This window comes from Roseovarius nanhaiticus (assembly GCF_900156535.1).
GTDB classification, from domain to species: domain Bacteria; phylum Pseudomonadota; class Alphaproteobacteria; order Rhodobacterales; family Rhodobacteraceae; genus Roseovarius; species Roseovarius nanhaiticus.
The window spans coordinates 619,390-636,401 of record NZ_FTNV01000001.1 but is presented as its reverse complement, the minus strand read 5'-3'; the positions used below and the strand labels follow the sequence as shown (position 1 = coordinate 636,401).

At 63.9% G+C, this 17,012-nt stretch carries 15 protein-coding genes; 8 read left to right on the top strand and 7 right to left on the bottom strand.

Annotated features, from left to right (window positions below; translation table 11 throughout):
* Window positions 1–46: 46 nt before the first annotated feature.
* Window positions 47–805 carry a ChaN family lipoprotein gene (locus tag BW975_RS03020; RefSeq protein WP_076530857.1) on the bottom strand — a complete coding sequence of 253 codons (759 nt, stop codon included), beginning with the start codon at window positions 803–805 and terminating at the stop codon, window positions 47–49.
* Window positions 805–1,638: an RNA polymerase factor sigma-32 gene (locus BW975_RS03015; RefSeq protein ID WP_418314324.1), complete on the bottom strand. Its 834-nt coding sequence runs from the start codon at window positions 1,636–1,638 to the stop codon at window positions 805–807. Before BW975_RS03015 ends, BW975_RS03020 begins: the two co-directional genes overlap by 1 nt.
* Window positions 1,639–1,793: 155 nt before the next feature.
* Here BW975_RS03015 and cobU point away from each other — a divergent pair, with 155 nt between their 5' ends.
* The 4 genes from cobU (at window position 1,794) to BW975_RS02995 (ending at window position 5,405) form a co-directional block, all read left to right on the top strand.
* Entirely contained in the window at window positions 1,794–2,318 is a 525-nt protein-coding gene (gene cobU, locus BW975_RS03010; RefSeq protein WP_076530854.1) for a bifunctional adenosylcobinamide kinase/adenosylcobinamide-phosphate guanylyltransferase, read from the top strand.
* Window positions 2,315–2,887, top strand: a complete 573-nt coding sequence (locus BW975_RS03005; protein ID WP_076530853.1) for a histidine phosphatase family protein — start codon at window positions 2,315–2,317, stop codon at window positions 2,885–2,887. Before cobU ends, BW975_RS03005 begins: the two co-directional genes overlap by 4 nt.
* A 58-nt stretch (window positions 2,888–2,945) precedes the next feature.
* Window positions 2,946–3,812 carry a glutathione S-transferase gene (locus BW975_RS03000; RefSeq protein WP_076530851.1) on the top strand — a complete coding sequence of 289 codons (867 nt, stop codon included), beginning with the start codon at window positions 2,946–2,948 and terminating at the stop codon, window positions 3,810–3,812.
* Window positions 3,813–3,890: 78 nt separating this feature from the next.
* The gene (locus tag BW975_RS02995) at window positions 3,891–5,405 is read left to right on the top strand and encodes a YifB family Mg chelatase-like AAA ATPase (RefSeq protein WP_076530850.1); all 1,515 of its coding nucleotides are present in this window, start codon (window positions 3,891–3,893) and stop codon (window positions 5,403–5,405) included.
* Here BW975_RS02995 and BW975_RS02990 read toward each other — a convergent pair.
* The 4 genes from BW975_RS02990 to rsmI are packed head-to-tail and all read right to left on the bottom strand — an operon-like array spanning window position 5,383 to window position 8,595.
* On the bottom strand, window positions 5,383–6,294 hold the full coding sequence (locus BW975_RS02990; RefSeq protein ID WP_076530848.1) for an alpha/beta hydrolase: 912 nt from the start codon (window positions 6,292–6,294) through the stop codon (window positions 5,383–5,385). The genes BW975_RS02995 and BW975_RS02990 overlap by 23 nt on opposite strands.
* On the bottom strand, window positions 6,291–7,238 hold the full coding sequence (gene gshB / locus BW975_RS02985) for a glutathione synthase (RefSeq protein ID WP_076530846.1): 948 nt from the start codon (window positions 7,236–7,238) through the stop codon (window positions 6,291–6,293). The genes BW975_RS02990 and gshB overlap by 4 nt, the downstream gene beginning before the upstream one ends.
* Window positions 7,239–7,297: 59 nt before the next feature.
* Complete coding sequence (locus tag BW975_RS02980) at window positions 7,298–7,723, bottom strand: YraN family protein (protein ID WP_076530845.1); 426 nt, start codon at window positions 7,721–7,723, stop codon at window positions 7,298–7,300.
* Entirely contained in the window at window positions 7,720–8,595 is an 876-nt protein-coding gene (rsmI, locus tag BW975_RS02975; protein ID WP_076530843.1) for a 16S rRNA (cytidine(1402)-2'-O)-methyltransferase, read from the bottom strand. The genes BW975_RS02980 and rsmI overlap by 4 nt, the downstream gene beginning before the upstream one ends.
* An 81-nt stretch (window positions 8,596–8,676) precedes the next feature.
* Here rsmI and BW975_RS02970 point away from each other — a divergent pair, with 81 nt between their 5' ends.
* Genes BW975_RS02970 through murJ form a run of 3 tightly spaced genes read left to right on the top strand, consistent with a single transcriptional unit; the run spans window position 8,677 to window position 14,247 of the window.
* Window positions 8,677–9,864, top strand: a complete 1,188-nt coding sequence (locus BW975_RS02970) for a penicillin-binding protein activator (protein WP_076530842.1) — start codon at window positions 8,677–8,679, stop codon at window positions 9,862–9,864.
* Between the two features lie 34 nt (window positions 9,865–9,898).
* The gene (locus BW975_RS02965; protein WP_083686960.1) at window positions 9,899–12,676 is read left to right on the top strand and encodes a [protein-PII] uridylyltransferase; all 2,778 of its coding nucleotides are present in this window, start codon (window positions 9,899–9,901) and stop codon (window positions 12,674–12,676) included.
* A 26-nt stretch (window positions 12,677–12,702) separates the two neighbouring features.
* Window positions 12,703–14,247, top strand: coding sequence for a murein biosynthesis integral membrane protein MurJ (gene murJ, locus BW975_RS02960; RefSeq protein ID WP_076533326.1), 1,545 nt, complete (start codon window positions 12,703–12,705; stop codon window positions 14,245–14,247).
* Here murJ and BW975_RS02955 read toward each other — a convergent pair.
* Window positions 14,238–14,924, bottom strand: a complete 687-nt coding sequence (locus tag BW975_RS02955; RefSeq protein WP_076530839.1) for a rhomboid family intramembrane serine protease — start codon at window positions 14,922–14,924, stop codon at window positions 14,238–14,240. The genes murJ and BW975_RS02955 overlap by 10 nt on opposite strands.
* Before the next feature lie 84 nt (window positions 14,925–15,008).
* Here BW975_RS02955 and trpS point away from each other — a divergent pair, with 84 nt between their 5' ends.
* On the top strand, window positions 15,009–16,028 hold the full coding sequence (trpS, locus tag BW975_RS02950; RefSeq protein WP_076533328.1) for a tryptophan--tRNA ligase: 1,020 nt from the start codon (window positions 15,009–15,011) through the stop codon (window positions 16,026–16,028).
* The last annotated feature ends 984 nt before the right edge of the window (window positions 16,029–17,012 follow it).

Below are 17,012 nucleotides of genomic sequence, written 5' to 3'. Positions count from 1 at the left end.
AGGACCGGCACGGTGCCAAGACAAGGGTGCGCCCGGCACAGCGCCCCTAGCGGAACGCGTCGCACGGATCGGGGCGGACCGGCGCGGGGCTATAGACGATCTCGTCAAAGCTGCCTTCGGGCGGCCTGTCATCTTCGCCCTGCCCCAGCACATGGATATCGAGATCGGGCGCGGCCATCGCCAAAAGGGCGGGCATGCCCCAATCTCTACGCGCATGGCCGTTGCCTGTGATCACGGCGACCGGTCCGCCGGTTTCTATCATCGCGGTCCGAGCCTTTCGCGCCAATGCGGCATCGCGCAAACGCTGCACGTCGACCATCATTGGCAAAATCGCAGCCGGAAGCGCATCGCAATGCGCCTTCGCCTGCAATGCTTCACGGGCGGCCTGCTCGGCCTCGTCCAAGGGTTGCGTCAGGCCATAATCCTCGGCGCCCGCGCCGAACACGGCCGCTAGCCCGTTGTCCCCAACAGAGCGGGCCGCCTCGCGCGGGACGCCAGCGCCGTAGATGCGCGCCTGGGGTGCTGCAGTCATTATAGAATGGTAAAACCCAAAATCTGGCCAACCTGACTCGTCCCACTCCAGCAGATTTGCCAAAGCATCGCGATCCTCAAGCTGCCCCGGAGATATGCGCTTCGCCTGCTCGGGTGTCAGCATTTCAAACACGAGCGCGGCAGGCCGAAGATCGGCGACGCGCTTGGCTTGAACGGAATGATGGGCGGGGTTGTCATGCACCTCGCCCATCACAAAAATATCCTGTCCGAATGCCGGCGCGGCAGCAAATAACAGCACCGCCGCCAAGCGCATCACGCCAACAGGCTCTGCACCTCGGTGCCGTTTGCCTCAAGAGACTTGCGCATCTTCTGGAATGCGGCCGCTTCCAACTGGCGAACACGCTCTTTGCTGAGGCTCAGTTCTTCGCCCAAACTCTCAAGTGTGCGTGGCTCGTCGCGCAACTTGCGCTCCCTGACGATAAACCGCTCGCGCTCGTTCAGCTTGCCCATCGCATCGGTCAGCCAAACACGCAGCGCGCCCAAGTCATGATCCACCTCGACCAATTCATCGCCGCGCGGCGCGTCATCCTCAAGTGCATCAATCCACTCGCGACCCTCGTCTTCGGAGCTTTGCGTGGCATTAAGCGAGAAATCGGAGCCCGAAAGACGGCCCTGCATCATTTCGACATCGCGGAGAGGCACACCCACCTCCTGCGCGATCATCTCGCGCAGCTGATATCCGTCAAGCTCGTGTCCCTGAGCCATTGCCTCACGCTCAAGCCGGGCCTGAACGCGGCGCATGTTGAAGAAAAGGGACTTTTGCGAGGACGTGGACCCGGTGCGCACCATCGACCAGTTGCGCATCACATAATCCTGCACGCTCGCCTTGATCCACCAGACCGCGTAGGTCGAGAACCGGACACCGCGATCGGGGTCGAACTTCTCGGCTGCCTTCATCAGGCCAAGGCCGGCCTCCTGGATCAGGTCATTCATGGGGGCGCCGTAGCGGCGGAATTTGGACGCCATCGAAATCGCAAGGCGCATATACGCGGTGATCAGGCGGTGCAGCGCCTCCTCGTCGCGATGATCGCGCCAGGCGTAGGCCAATTGCAATTCGGTTTCCGCATCGAGCAACTCGGCTTTCATAGCCTTGCGCGACAGTGAGTTGTTTTGTTGAACGTCAATTACCATGAGACTTCCCCCGGATGGCTAACGAGCGTTTTAGGCAACGCTCTTTCTCACTTATTCGCCAAGTGCTACGGGTGGGGTAACGCTTCGGATCACAAAAGAGTTCACATTTTATGTTGCCACCGCTCTCACTGGTGCTAGGCGGCGCCGCCTCGGGCAAGTCCCGCTGGGCCGAGGCGCAGATCCGCAAAACGGACGCACGCCGCCTCTATATCGCCACCGCCGAAGCCTATGACGACGAGATGCGCGCCAAGATCGCATCCCACCAAAAGGCGCGCGGCGCCGATGGCTGGACCACCGTCGAGGCGCCTTTGAATGTGACACCGGCCCTAGCGGATGCGGCGCCAGATCAGATCGTTCTGCTGGATTGTGCAACACTGTGGCTGAGCAATCATATGCTGGCTGATCATGACCTTGCTGCCGAGGAAGAGGGGCTGATTTCCGCGCTAAGCGGCTGCGCTGCCCCGGTTGTCGTCGTCAGCAACGAGGTGGGGCTGTCGGTCGTGCCGGACAACGCGCTGGCCCGCCGGTTTCAGCGCGCGCAGGGCGATCTGAACAAGCGCCTCGCCGCAGAGGCCGGGCTGGTGGTACAGATGATCGCGGGGCTGCCATTGGTGCTGAAGGGCGCGCTCCCATGAGCCGCTTTCATTGGGTCCGCCACGGCCCGACCCACGCCAAGGCAATGGTAGGCTGGACGGACCTGCCCGCCGATCTGAGCGATACCGCACAACTGGCGCGCCTGTCGGATTATCTGCCGCAGGACGCGCTGATCGTGTCGTCGGACCTCACCCGCGCGCACGGGACGGCAAACGCCATCGCCGCCGGGCGCACCCGCCTGCCGGACAATCCACAGCTGCGCGAGATCAATTTTGGCGCTTGGGAAATGGCCAATTTCGACACCGCGCCCCAAGCAGAGCGCTTGCGCGCCTTTTGGGAAACCCCCGGCGATCTGACCGCGCCCGAAGGCGAGTCGTGGAATATGATCTCTACGCGCGTCAGCGCGGCGGCTGCTGCCCTGATGCGCGCCCATCCGGGCCGCGATATCATCGTCGTCGCGCATATGGGCGCCATCCTGACCCAAGTGCAGGCGGCCCTCGACATTACCGGTTACGAGGCGTTCGGGCACCGCATCGACAACCTCTCGGTGACGTCACTGCAACACGACGGCGCGCGATGGCGCGCGGAGACGATCAATCACCTGCCCTGATGGGGGTCCGCACATTTGCTGACTTTGCGCAGGCCAGGGCCGCGCGTATCCTCGTGCCATGACATATGACCTCATCATCGGCGACTACGCCTATTCAAGCTGGTCCATGCGTGCATGGCTCCTCTTCGACCGTTTCGGCATCGCACGGCGGCAGACCGAGATTTGTTTCGATGATGGCGACGTGCCTGATCAGATGCCGGATTGGGCGCCGGCCAAGACCGTGCCCACCATACGCACCCCCGAGGGCGCCCTGGTCGGCGACTCGCTTGCCATTGCCGAAGAACTGGCCAGCCGTCACCCGGATATGGGCCTCTGGCCCGAGGCGCCTCTTGCGCGCGCCACGGCCCGCTGGGCCGCCGCCGAGATGCATTCCGGCTTTACCGCCCTGCGCGGCGATTGCCCGATGAACATGCGCAAAGCCTATACGGATTTCGCGCCTTCGGAGGCGGTCGAGCGGGATCTGCGGCGGCTTGAGACCGTCTGGGATCACGCGCGCCAGACCTGCGCGCCCGAGGGCCCATGGCTCTGCGGCGATTACGGCATTGTCGATGCGTTCTACGCGCCCGTCGCCGCGCGCATCGCAGGCTATGGGCTGAAGGTGTCGCCCCTCGCGCGGGCCTATGTGGACGCCCATTTGGCGGATCCCGCGTTTCGGCGCTGGCGCGCCTTGGGGCTGGTGCATGGCCCCGATCTGGCCCGCTACCGGCGCGATCACGCTGAGGGCGCGTGGCCCGGACCCAAGCCGCGCGCGGCGCGGGCCGTCGCGCAAGGCACGCCCGAGAATGACGCCTGCCCCTACTCCGGAAACGCGGTGACGCATCTGATGGAAATGGACGGGCGTATTTTTGGCATGTGCAACGCCCGCTGCCGCGACAAGACGGTGGCCGACCCCGAGGCATGGCCGCAATTCATGGCGCTGGTCTGACTTTTCCCTGCTGCGTTAACCATTCCTAAATCTCTGCGACGCTAGCGTTAACCAAAGTTACCGCCGAAGGGGCAGAGAATGATCGCGCGCGCCTATACGGTCGCTTTCGAAGGGGTCGAGGCCCGCCATGTCGAGGTGCAATGTGCGGTCACGCCCGGCGTGCCTGCGTTCAGCTTGGTCGGCTTGCCGGACAAGGCCGTCAGCGAGGCGCGCGACCGGGTGCGCACAGCGCTGACCTCGATGGCCATCGCGCTGCCCAGCAAGCGCATCACCGTCAATCTCAGCCCGGCCGACCTGCCCAAGGAAGGCAGCCATTTCGACCTGCCCATCGCGCTGGCGCTTCTGGCCGCGCTGGATATCATCCCCAAGGACGCCATTGAGGGCACGACATCGCTGGGCGAGCTTTCCCTCGACGGCACGCTGATGCCCGTCATCGGCGCGCTGCCCGCTGCCATGGCCGCCGCCGAAGAGGACCGCACGCTGCTGTGCCCGAAGGCTTCGGGCGCCGAGGCCGCCTGGGTGGGCGCGGCGCATGTAATCGGCGCGGCGACTCTGGCCGACGTGGTGCGCCACTATACCGGCCAATCCCCCCTGGCCCCGGCCGAGCCGGGCGAGGTGACGACGCCCCCACTGGGCCGCGATCTGCGCGACGTCAAAGGTCAGGAACGGGCCAAGCGCGCGCTGGAAATCGCGGCCGCCGGGCGGCACCATCTGATGATGCTGGGCACACCCGGTTCGGGAAAATCGATGCTGGCCGCCCGCCTGCCGGGCATCCTGCCACAGCTCAGCGCGCGCGAGGCGCTTGAGACGTCGATGATCCACTCGCTCGCGGGCCTTCTGGATGAGGGCGGGATCAGCCGCACCCGCCCCTTTCGCGAGCCGCATCACACCGCGTCGATGGCCGCCATCGTCGGTGGCGGGCGCCGCGCCTCTCCGGGCGAGATCAGTCTGGCGCACAATGGCGTGCTCTTCATGGACGAATTTCCCGAATTCTCGCGCACCGTGCTAGAGACACTGCGCCAGCCCATCGAGACGGGCGAGGTGATGATCGCGCGCGCCAATGCGCATGTGACCTATCCCTGCCGCTTCATGCTGATCGCTGCCGCGAACCCCTGCAAATGCGGCTATCTCAGCGACCCGGCCCGAGCCTGCGCCCGTGCGCCCGCCTGCGGTGACGACTATCTGGGGCGCATAAGCGGCCCGCTCATGGACCGGTTCGATCTGCGGATCGAGGTGCCGCCGGTCGCCTTCTCGGATCTCGACCTGCCCTCTTCCGGAGACAGCTCTGCCGAGGTCGCCGGGCGCGTCGCGGAGGCGCAGGCGGTGCAGGCCGCGCGCTATGCGGAGGCGCCCGGAACACACCTGAATTCCGATGCCGAGGGCGCGGTTCTGGCCCAGGTTGCGACGCCGGATGCCGAGGGGCGGGCGCTGCTGACCCGCATGTCCGAGCGCTTTGGCCTCTCGGCGCGGGGCTATCACCGGGTCTTGCGCGTGGCGCGCACCATAGCCGATCTGGATGGATCAGACGAAGTCCGCCGCCCCCATGTGGCCGAGGCCGCCAGCTACCGCATCACAAACGCGAAAGAGACGTGATCCAGCCGCTCAGCTCTGCCAGGCTTTGCTCGGCCTCTGGAATCAAGCCATGAAAAAGCGGCCAGACATGCGGCAGATCCGGCGCGATCACGCAGGTTACATCGACCCCCTGCTGCATCAGGTGCTCGGACATCCGGCGCGCGTCATCGAGAAGGATCTCCGTACTGCCCACTGTGATCCAGACCGGTCCGGCACCAAAAAATGAGGCAAAAAGCGGCGACGCACGAGGATCTTCGGGATTGGCTCCCTGCATGTACATCTGCGCAATGTCGGGCGCGCGACGGGCGGGCAGGATCGGGTCTGCCCTATTGTTCGCCGCGAAACTCTCGCCCGAAAACGTCATGTCGGTAAAAGGCGAGAAACAGAATGTCCCAACCGGCTGGCGCAGGCCCAGCGCGCAGATCTGACCAAGGAGACCCAGCGCCAGGCCGCCCCCCGCGCTATCGCCGCCCAGAATGATGCCGCCGGGATGATCCATGATGGCGCGGTAAGCCGTCAGCGCATCGTCCGGCGCGGCGGGAAAAGGGTGCTCGGGCGCCAGGCGATAGCGCGGTAGGATCGCGGTCAGTCCAGTGCGGCGCGCGATATGACCGACAAGCCCTTTGTACGAACGGGGCGATCCAAAGACATAGCCGCCGCCGTGCAAATAAAGCAGGATCGGCCCCGCGCCTTGGGCCGCCTCTGGTGTGATTTGAAGAGCTTCAAGTGCATCGGCGCCAGGACGCTCCAGACCTATCGTGTCGAACTGTAAGCCCGCGGGCGGGCGGGATGCCAGCCTCGCGCAGCGTTCGATGAGGCGGCGCGCACGCTCCGGATCTTGAAGGCGCGCAAATATCGGCTTGGCAGTGTAGCGCAGCCACAAATTCAAAAGTCTGGCGCGGCGCGTCACCCGCGCGGCGCCGACCGCTTCGCCTCGATTGCATCCCAGATCTTGCCGGCGATATTGACCTGGTCGAAGCGTTCGAGTTCTTGAATGCCTGTGGGCGAGGTCACGTTGATCTCGGTCAGGTAGCGCCCAATTACGTCGATTCCGACGAAAACTTGACCCTTTTCACGCAGGCGCGGTCCGATGGCGGCACAAATCTCGCGGTCGCGGTCGGTCAGCTCGACCTTCTCGGGGCGTCCGCCCACATGCATGTTCGAGCGCGTCTCGCCCTTCGCCGGAACCCGGTTGATCGCACCCACCGGTTCGCCATCAACCAGAATGACGCGCTTGTCGCCCTTGGATACGTCAGGCAGGAACTTTTGCACGATCAGGGGCTCGCGACTGAAGCCGGTGAACATTTCGTGCAGCGAGCTGAGGTTGCTGTCGCCACCCTTCAACAGGAAAACACCGGCGCCCCCGTTGCCATAAAGCGGCTTGAGGATGATGTCGCCATGACGGTCGCGGAACGCGCGAATCGTGTCCAGATCACGCGCGATGGCGGTGGGGGGCATGAGATCCGGGAAATCGAGGATCAACAGCTTCTCGGGGAAATTGCGGACCCAAAACGGATCGTTAACCACCAGCGTGCCGGGCGCGAGTCGGTCCAGCAGATGGGTTGTCGTGATGTAAAACATGTCGAAAGGCGGATCTTGGCGCAGCCACACCACGTCGAAATCGGCCAGATCGACCATCTCCATTTCGCCCAAGGTGGCGTGATCGCCCTTCACGCGCTGTACTTTCAGGGATTGCCCGCGCGCCGTCACGCGCCCCTCATCGTAGGCGAGGTTCTCCGGCGTATAATAGAATAGTTCATGACCGCGCGCCTGCGCCTCTTCGGCAAGGCGAAATGTGCTGTCGGCGTCGATATTGATCGGGCCGATCGGATCCATCTGAAACGCGATCTTCATGGGTGCTCCCCCTGTCTGGCTACCCCGCCTTCATGCGGCAAGGACCAAAAGGGTGCAATTCAGAAATGCGAGAAGAAGCCTTCGAGGATATCGCATCGCCCTGCCCCATCGACCACGGCCAGATCGAACCGGACGTCGGTGAGCTGGCCTTTCGGACAATGGGCCAAGTATTCCGCGCCCGCCACATGGATCCGGCGCATCTGCGCCGGGCGCAGACTGGCGATCGCGGCATCATGATCGCGGGCCTGCTTGACCTCGGCAAAGACGACCTCCTCGCCATCGGCGAGGATCAGGTCGATCTCACCGCTTTTGCCGCGCCAACGCGTCTCGAGAAGGCGCAGGCCGGCAGCGGTATAAAGCGCGACGGCGCGCTCTTCGGCGGCAAGTCCGGAATTATAGGCTCGCTTGCCACGGTCACGCCGCGCGGGCGCCGGCGTGGCGGCAGATGCGTGCGGCACATTCCGAAAATCGAGCATCTGCGTCATTCCGAACCCTCCTGACCTTCTGCGCCCATCCGAAGCGCAATCTGATAGACCTCGCGGCGCTTGAGGCCCAAGTCATGCGACACGGCATCCGCCGCATCCCTTACGGACATATCACTCATCACCGCCGTCAGGGCCTGTTCTATGTCAGAAAGGTTAACACTCCGTTCCCCCGCACGATCGATCAGCACCACCATCTCGCCCTTGCGCGGCGATGCGGCCAGCTCCTCGGCCAATTCGTCCAATGTGCCGCGCAGCGTCTCCTCAAATTTTTTGGTCAGTTCGCGGCACAGCGCGGCTTGCCTCTCGCCGCCCAGAACGCTGGCCGCATCGCGCAGCATGGCGGCCACGCGCTTGGGCGATTCGTAGAAGGCCAATGTCGCGGGCACGGATCCGAGGCTGCGGAGGGCGGTTTTGCGCGCAGTCGCGGTGTTCGGCAGGAATCCGGCAAAGAGGAAACGGTCGGTCGGCAGGCCCGACAGGGTGAGCGCTGCAACCACTGCCGACGGGCCCGGCGCCGAAATCAGGTCATGCCCCTCCGCGATCACCGCGCGGGCCAGATCAAAGCCGGGATCGGCCACCATCGGCGTGCCGGCTTCGGAGGCGTAAACCACTGATTTCCCGGCCTCCAACGCCTCCATCAGCCGGGGCCGCACACGTCCGCCATTGTGGTCGTGATAGGCCAGAAGGGGCCGCCCCTCCAGCGCGATGCCGTGAATATCCATCAATTTGCGCAAGCTGCGCGTGTCCTCGGCTGCGATCACATCTGCCGAGGCGAGGATATCGAGCGTGCGCAGTGTAATGTCGCGTGCCGCGCCCAGTGGGGTCGCCACCAGGTAGAGCCCCGGGGCGAGAGTTTGCCTGACATGATTCATCGCTGGACCCGCCTCACATGACGTCTATTATCGCCCGCATCGCGCCATCCACATAAAAACGTCCGAAACGAGGTATCCCCCATGTTTGCTGTTTTGCCCTTCGCCCGCAAGGTGCTGACCCGCCTTATCGCGCTTGTATCGCTTCTTTGGGTCGCAGCCTGCGAGCCGGTCGGTCTGGCCGGTGTCGGCGGCGGCGGCGGTCAGAGCATCGACCCGAACGCGCCGGTCGCCGTTGCGCTTCTGGTGCCGCATGGCTCCACCGCCCCTGGCGAGGCCGCCCTGGCCCGTGATCTGGAGGCGGCTGCACGGCTGGCGGTTGCGGATCTGGCAGGCGTGCGGATCGACTTGCGCGTCTACGGCACGGCGGGCCGGGCCGCTCAGGCACAGCAGGCAGCACTCAACGCGGTCGCCGACGGTGCCAAGATCATCATCGGGCCATTGCACGCGGAATCTGCCAATGCCGTCGCCCTCGCCGTGGCGCCCAAGAACGTCAATGTGTTGGCCTTTTCCAACAATGCCACAATCGCGGGTGGCAACCTCTTTGTGCTGGGCCAGACCTTTGACAACACCGCTGACCGGCTGACACGCTTTGCCGTGCGGCAGGGCAAGACCCGCATCGTGACCGTGTCGTCCAACAATCTGGCGGGCCAACTGGGCCAGCAGGCCATCGCCAAGGCGGCGGCGAATGCAGGCGCGCAGATCGTCGGCAATGTCGGGTATGATTTCTCGCAGGACGGCGTCGTGTCTGCGGTGCCGCAAATCACCCAGACGGTCAACAGCACCTCGGCGCAGGCGGTATTCCTGACGTCCAATTCGGCCGGCGCGCTGCCCCTTCTGGCACAGATGCTGCCCGAAAACGGCCTGAGCCCGGCGGCGACGCAGTATATCGGCCTTGCACGGTGGGATACGCCCGCGCAAACACTGGAGCTGCCCGGCCTCCAAGGCGGCTGGTTCGCGCTGCCGGACCAGGCCAAGGCGCGTGCGTTCCAATCGCGCTTTGCACAAACCACGGGCAATCAACCGCACCCCATCGCAGGGCTGGCCTATGACGGCATTGCGGCCATCGGCGCGCTGATCAAAGCCGGTAAGCGCGATGCGCTGTCGCGTTCAGGTCTGACGCAATCCGCGGGCTTCCAAGGGGTCGACGGCGTGTTCCGCCTGCGCAGCGACGGCACCAACCAGCGCGGCCTCGCAGTTGCAACCATCCGGGACAGCAAGGTCGTCATTCTCGACCCCGCACCGCGAGGATTTGGCGGCGCCGGATTCTGATCGCGGCCCGCATGCAAGGTACAGCATGACCCCAATGACTCAGTACAGCCCGGCGTCTATCACAGCGCCGGGCAACATGATCTGCGCGCCGGATGCCATCTTTGACCAAACCGCCGTCGACGCCCGTCTTGCGGCGCATGAGGGTGCGGAAACGGACGATCTGCGCCGCCTCGCCGTCGAGGTTCTGGGCGCCGAGATGCGCCGCGGCCGCGCCGCCATAGCAGAAGCACTTGCCCAAACCCCGCTGCGCGCCCGCGCCGCCACGCGGGCCTATAGCTGGCTGACGGACTGCCTCGTCCTGACGGCGCATCGCCTGGCGGTCGAGGTTATGCATCCGCTGCCCACCCCGACCGAGTCCCAGCGGCTCAGCGTGCTGGCCGTCGGCGGCTATGGCCGGGGCGAAATGGCGCCGGAATCGGATGTGGATCTGCTGTTCCTGACACCCTACAAGATCACCGGCTGGGCCGAGAGCGTGATCGAGAGCATGCTCTATATCCTGTGGGATCTGCGGCTGAAGGTCGGCCATTCCAGCCGCACGATCGGCGACTGCCTGCGCCTCGGGGCCGAGGATTACACGATCCGCACCGCCCTTCTGGAGCATCGCTTCCTCATTGGTGACACGCGCCTTGCCAGCGATCTGCGCCATCGCCTGTGGAACGATCTCTTTTCCGGGACCGAGCGCGACTTTACCGAGGCCAAGCTGGAGGAGCGCGAGCAGCGCCACGAAAAGCAGGGCGGTCAGCGCTATATGGTCGAGCCCAACGTCAAGGAGGGCAAGGGCGGTCTGCGCGATCTGCAATCCCTGTTCTGGATCGCAAAATACACCTACCGCGTCACCGACAAGGCCGATCTGATCGGTCAGGGCATGTTCACCGCCGAAGAATTCGAGACCTTCGCCAAGGCCGAGAATTTTCTCTGGGCCGTGCGCTGCCAGCTGCATCTGATCACGAAGCGCCCCAATGACAAGCTGACTTTCGATCTGCAGGTCGAGGTGGCCGAGCGCATGGGATATGGCGATACAGCCGGGCGGCGCGGGGTCGAGATCTTCATGCAGGACTATTTCCGCCACGCGACATCGGTGGGCGATCTGACACGCATCTTTCTGACACAGCTAGAGGCCGCGCATGTCAAATCCGAGCCCCTGCTGCAGCGCCTTTTCCGCCGCAAGCGCAAGCTGAAGGACGGCTTTGCCGAGGTGAACGGACGCCTCGCCATCGAGGATGACACGGCCTTCCTGCGCGATCCGATCAATATCCTACGCGTCTTTGACGAGGCGCTGCGCACCGGCCTTCTGATCCACCCCGATGCGATGCGGCTGGTCACTGCCAATCTGGACCTGATCACCGATGAGGTGCGCGCCGATCCCGCCGCGCAAAAGCTGTTTCTGGGTTTGATGCTGCGCCACGGCAATCCCGAGCGCGCCCTGCGCCGGATGAGCGAGCTGGGCGTGCTGCCCGCCTTCATCCCCGAGTTCGAGCCGATCGTGGCGATGATGCAGTTCAACATGTATCACCATTACACAGTCGACGAGCACACGATTCAATGCATCAGCCATCTGGCAGGGATCGAGCGGGGCGAGCTGATCGAAGAGCTGCCCGTGGCCTCCTCGATCCTCAAGCACGGCGTGAATCGGCGCATTCTTTATATCGCGCTGCTGCTGCATGACATCGGCAAGGGCCGCCCCGAAGACCATTCTATCCTCGGCGCCAAGATCGCCCGCAAGGTCGCACCACGGCTGGGGCTGAAGCCCAAGGAGGTCGACACCGTCGAATGGCTGGTGCGCTATCACCTGCTGATGTCGGACATGGCGCAAAAGCGGGACATCGCGGATCCGCGCACGGTGCGCGACTTTGCCAAGGCAGTGCAGACGAAACAGCGGCTGGACCTTCTGTGCGTGCTGACCGTCTGCGACATTCGCGGCGTGGGGCCGGGCACCTGGAACAACTGGAAAGCGTCGCTTTTGCGTGCGCTCTACCGCCAGACGCTGCATGCCATGGAAAACGGGCTGGAGGATCTGAACCGCGAGCAGCGCGGCTCGGACGCCAAGCAGAACCTGCGCCGCGCCCTCACCGGCTGGAGCGCCAAGGCACTCAAGCTTGAGACCGCGCGCCACTATCCGCCCTATTGGCAGGGTCTGCACGTGACCGCGCATGTGGTTTTTGCCAACCTCCTGCGGGATTTCACCGGCGAGGACGGCGAAATCGGGATCGACCTGCACCCCGACGAAGACCGCGACGCGACGCGCGCCTGTTTCGTGATGGCCGATCACCCTGGCATCTTCTCGCGCCTTGCCGGCGCACTGGCGCTGGTGGGTGCGGGCGTCGTGGATGCGCGCACTTACACGTCCAAAGATGGCTATGCGACGGCGGTGTTCTGGATCCAGGACGCCGACGGCCACCCCTTCGCCGACGGGCGCCTGCCCCGCCTGCGCCAGACCATCCTCAAGACGCTGCGCGGCGAGGTCGTCGCGCGCGACGCGATGAAATCGCGCGACAAGATCAAGAAGCGCGAACGCGCTTTCCGCGTGCCAACGCATATCACCTTCGACAATGAGGGCTCCGAGATCTATACGATCATCGAGGTCGATACACGCGACCGGCCCGGGCTGCTTTACGATCTGACCCGCACGCTTGCAGCCGGAAACGTTTATATCGCCAGCGCCGTCATCGCGACATTTGGCGAGCAGGTCGTCGACACCTTCTACGTCAAGGATATGTTCGGTTTGAAATTCTACTCGGAGGCCAAGCAGAAGGCGCTGGAAGCCAAGCTGCGCACGGCCATTTCCGAAGGCACGCAAAGGGCCATCGAGTGACCACTCCCGCCAATTCCGGGGCGCCCATCCGCCCCGTGCGCATGATCACCAGCATCTTTACCGTCGGCGGCTGGACCATGATGAGCCGCGTTCTCGGCTTTGTCCGTGATGTGATGATTGCAGGTCTGATCGGGCCGGGACCGGTCATGGACGCCTTCGTCGCGGCCTTTCGCCTGCCCAACATGTTCCGCCGCTTCTTTGCCGAGGGCGCGTTCAATGCGGCCTTCGTGCCGATGTTTTCGAAGCGGCTCGAGGGCGGTGACGATGCCCAGGGCTTTGCCCGGCGCGCCTTCAGTGGGCTGGCGCTGGTGCTGCTGCTGCTGGTCGCGCTGGCGATGATCTTCATGCCCGGTCTGGTGTGGCTGACCGCCGAAGGCTTTGCCGGAGACGAACGCTTTGATCTTACGGTCGAATTCGGGCGCGTCGTCTTTCCCTATATCTTCTTCATCTCGCTGGCGGCGCTCCTCTCTGGTGTGCTCAATTCCACTGGCCGCTTCGTTGCTGCCGCCGCGGCGCCGGTGCTGCTCAATGTCATGCTCTGCGCCGCGATGGGCTTTGCCGTTTGGACGGGTGGCAGCGTGCCTACCGCCCTCGTCTGGACCATCCCCTTCGCCGGTGTCGCGCAACTGGCCCTCGTCTGGATCGCCGCAACCCGCGCGGGCCAGAGCATCCGCCCCGTGCGCCCCCGCTGGACCCCCGAAATGCGCCAGCTGGTCCGCATTGCCGTGCCCGCTGCGCTGGCGGGCGGGGTCATGCAGATCAACCTGCTGGTGGGCCAGCAGGTGGCGTCGAATTTCGAGAGCGCGGTCAGCTGGCTTTATGCCGCCGACCGGCTCTATCAGCTGCCCTTGGGCGTGGTGGGCATCGCGGTGGGCATCGTCCTTCTGCCGGACCTCTCGCGCCGTCTGCGGGCGGATGACGGGGACGGCGCGCGCATGGCGCTCAGCCGCGCGGGCGAGGTGTCTCTGGCGCTGACCGTGCCTTGCGCCGTGGCGCTGGTGGTTATCCCGATCCCACTGATCACGGTCCTTTTCGAGCGCGGAAATTTTACCGCCGATGATACGGCGGCGACGGCGCTGGCCGTGGCGATCTATGGCCTCGGCCTGCCCGCCTTCGTGCTGCAAAAGGTGCTGCAGCCGATCTATTTCGCGCGCGAAGATACCAAGCGGCCGTTCTACTACGCCGTTGCCTCTATGGTGGTGAACGCCGCGCTGGCCATCGGCCTCGCGCCCTATATCGGCTGGATCGCGGCGGCCATCGGCACCACGATCGCAGGTTGGGCCATGGTGTGGCTGCTGGCGCGCGGCGTGCGGCCCTTTGGCGACGTGGCGCGCTTTGACGACCGGTTCCGCAGCCGCATATGGCGCATCTGCGTCGCCTCGGCGGTGATGGGCGCCGCGCTCTGGGCTGTGATGATCTCGCTCTCGCCTGTCTTCGGCGTGCCGGGCTGGCGCTGGTTGGCCCTCCTCGCCCTGATCGCGGCAGGCAGTGCCGTCTACTATATCGCCGGCCGGGTAACGGGCGCTTTCACCAAAAGCGAACTGAAAGGCGCGCTACGGCGTCAACGCTGAGCAAGCCTCTCGCGCAGCTTGGCCCAGCCGCCGGGGCGCAGAACAAATGACGCTGCAAACCCGGTGAGAAAGCCGGTCAGATCCGCGATCCAGCGCAATGTGCCACCAAAGAGCAGACTGAAGAGCAGCTGCGCGCCCATCAGAAACCCGATCAGCACAAAGGCGCGCGCCTGGCTGCCCCCCTGCTGGCCCAGCTTCAGCCAAAGCAGATAGGTGAAGGCGCCGATCAGCCCGTAAATACCCGGAAACGCGCCATAGAGCCACGGATTGTCCCGCGCGATCAGGCCATAGACCAGCGCGCCGCAGATCGACGGGATAATGAACGCCGCCAGCGTGGCCATGGGGCGGAACACTTCGCCCACGAACTTGCCCATCGCCAAGAGCAGCGCCGCACCGAACAGCATTTCGGTGAATCCGCCATGCAGGAACGGGTAGGTGACAAAGCGCAAAAGCTGGTCCGGCGGATAGATCCCGTTCTGGACCATCCAGCGCAGAATATCCCCGCTGAACCCGTAATCCTGGATCATCGCCTGCCGCCAGCCGATGGCGCTCGGCCCGCCGATAAGGCCTTTGGAACCAAGGAAAAACGCGATCTCGGGAATGATCACGGCAAGGAACAGCAGAACCACAACAGGGGGTAGCGGATTGAACGGGCTGGAATCGTCGGGATGGCTCATGATGTATGCGGGGCCTTTGCTTGACGGGGCATGGGCGCATGGGTAGTTGAGGACGGCACGGAAATCCAGACGGAGACGCTTACGATGAGCGATGCAGCCTTCACCCCGCGGGTGTTCTCGGGCATCCAGCCCTCCGGCGATCTGCACCTTGGCAATTACCTCGGCGCGCTCAAACGCTTTGCCGAGGCGCAGGACAAGGGCGTGCAATCGCTCTATTGCATGGTGGATCTGCATGCGATCACCGTCTGGCAGGAGCCGGAAAAGCTGCGCCACGCCACGCGCGAGTTGACAGCGGGCTTTATCGCCTCGGGACTCGATCCGGAAAAGTCGATCCTCTTCAACCAGTCCCAGGTGCCCGAGCACACGCAGCTGGCGTGGATCTTCAACTGCGTGGCGCGCATGGGCTGGATGAAGCGCATGACCCAGTTCAAGGACAAGGCGGGCAAGAATGCCGAGAACGCCTCGCTGGGCCTCTTCGGCTACCCGGCGCTGATGGCGGCCGATATCCTGATTTATCACGCGACGCATGTGCCCGTGGGCGAGGACCAAAAGCAGCATATCGAGCTGACGCGCGACATCGCGGCCAAGTTCAACCATGATTACGGCGTGGAGTTCTTTCCAATGGCCGAGCCCGTCATCGAGGGCGCCGCGACGCGGGTGATGAGCCTGCGCGACGGGTCCAAGAAAATGTCGAAATCCGATCCCTCGGACATGAGCCGGATCAACATGACCGACGATGCCGACACGATCTCGAAGAAGATCCGCAAGGCCAAGACCGATCCCGAGCCGCTGCCGATGGGGCTGGACGGTCTTGAGGGGCGCCCCGAGGCGCGGAACCTTGTCAACATCTACGCGGGCCTTGCGGGCATGAGTGCCGAAGAGGTGATGCGCGAGATGGGCGGCAAGCCCTTCTCGGAGTTCAAGCCCATTCTGGCAGACCTCGCAGTCGCGCGGATGGCCCCCATTTCCGAAGAGATGGGCCGACTGATGCAGGATGTGGGCGAGATCGACGCGATCCTCGCGCGCGGCTCCGAACGCGCGCGCGACATTGCCGCCCCGATCCTGGCGCGCACCTATGAGATCGTTGGGATGGTCGGACGCTAGGCCAAGAAAATTCATGAATTTTCTTCCGCCTCCGGCGGGGATATTGTCAACGAGATTTTCTTTGGCTGGAGCAGATGGTTACGGGAAAATGCGTTACTTGCATCTACCAACCGATCCACCAACAAAATGGCCAATTTTTTCAGGGCACGACACAGCTCAGGTTTCGTGTGAGAGCTTGTGGACGCCGACTGTGGTAGCATCTCAAAGACTATCTTCTGACTTTGCAAAGGTCCAGAGGTCCTAGCCTAAGGTCGACGTGTTGTTCGGCCTCGGTGCACCGGGGGAGTGCCGCCAACGCATCTTCAGGCAACGAGAGATTGCGGCTGGAACTTGAACGCCACCGGACCCGAAGCGGCTGGCCAGATAACATTGCAACAGCCGCCAACAGTCACAGGAGGCGTGAGTGGTCGATAGATCTGTTAGCCTTTTACTGTTCGGACGCAGCATTGTTTGAAGCCGGCCCCGGAAAAAAACGCGTTTACGCTGCTTAAATTCTTGCCGCTCACCTTCCCTGAACCTGAAGGAGAGTGAAGCGATGCGAAACACAGACTACACCAATCTTGGGCAGAAAGATCGGGATAACACAAAGGACCAAATCGCACGTCTCTCGCTCGCGGGATTGCAAAGATCGACATACGCAGGTGTCTTCGAGGCGGTGCCGTCGCAGAGGCAGACTTGCTGGACCTGCGATCTCATCTTGGATGGTTACAATCGTCGGTTAAACATCACCATCAATCGCAAGGCGGACCCAACACCTGCCGGCGACGCAGTGTGGCGCTACCGAGGTCGGTTGACCGGATTGCACCCCTTATTCCAGCGCCGTGCCTTCGACCTGACGGCCCAACCGGGAACCGGCTCCGCTCTTCGATTGATTGGCCGGCTGGACCTTCGTGTTGCCGTCCTGTGCGTCAGCGTTCTGCCCTGCGTGGGGGCGGATGGAGAGAGGCGAATATTATGCCTCTTGGAGGTTCAGCGCACATCTCT

Bases quoted from the DNA above. Each gene is read 5' to 3' on its own strand.
- BW975_RS03020 (WP_076530857.1), bottom strand. From the start codon at position 805: ATGCGCTTGGCGGCGGTGCTGTTATTTGCTGCCGCGCCGGCATTCGGA.
- BW975_RS03015 (WP_418314324.1), bottom strand. From the start codon at position 1,638: ATGAAAGCCGAGTTGCTCGATGCGGAAACCGAATTGCAATTGGCCTAC.
- cobU (WP_076530854.1), top strand. From the start codon at position 1,794: ATGTTGCCACCGCTCTCACTGGTGCTAGGCGGCGCCGCCTCGGGCAAG.
- BW975_RS03005 (WP_076530853.1), top strand. From the start codon at position 2,315: ATGAGCCGCTTTCATTGGGTCCGCCACGGCCCGACCCACGCCAAGGCA.
- BW975_RS03000 (WP_076530851.1), top strand. From the start codon at position 2,946: ATGACATATGACCTCATCATCGGCGACTACGCCTATTCAAGCTGGTCC.
- BW975_RS02995 (WP_076530850.1), top strand. From the start codon at position 3,891: ATGATCGCGCGCGCCTATACGGTCGCTTTCGAAGGGGTCGAGGCCCGC.
- gshB (WP_076530846.1), bottom strand. From the start codon at position 7,238: ATGAAGATCGCGTTTCAGATGGATCCGATCGGCCCGATCAATATCGAC.
- BW975_RS02980 (WP_076530845.1), bottom strand. From the start codon at position 7,723: ATGACGCAGATGCTCGATTTTCGGAATGTGCCGCACGCATCTGCCGCC.
- rsmI (WP_076530843.1), bottom strand. From the start codon at position 8,595: ATGAATCATGTCAGGCAAACTCTCGCCCCGGGGCTCTACCTGGTGGCG.
- BW975_RS02970 (WP_076530842.1), top strand. From the start codon at position 8,677: ATGTTTGCTGTTTTGCCCTTCGCCCGCAAGGTGCTGACCCGCCTTATC.
- BW975_RS02965 (WP_083686960.1), top strand. From the start codon at position 9,899: ATGACTCAGTACAGCCCGGCGTCTATCACAGCGCCGGGCAACATGATC.
- BW975_RS02955 (WP_076530839.1), bottom strand. From the start codon at position 14,924: ATGAGCCATCCCGACGATTCCAGCCCGTTCAATCCGCTACCCCCTGTT.
- trpS (WP_076533328.1), top strand. From the start codon at position 15,009: ATGAGCGATGCAGCCTTCACCCCGCGGGTGTTCTCGGGCATCCAGCCC.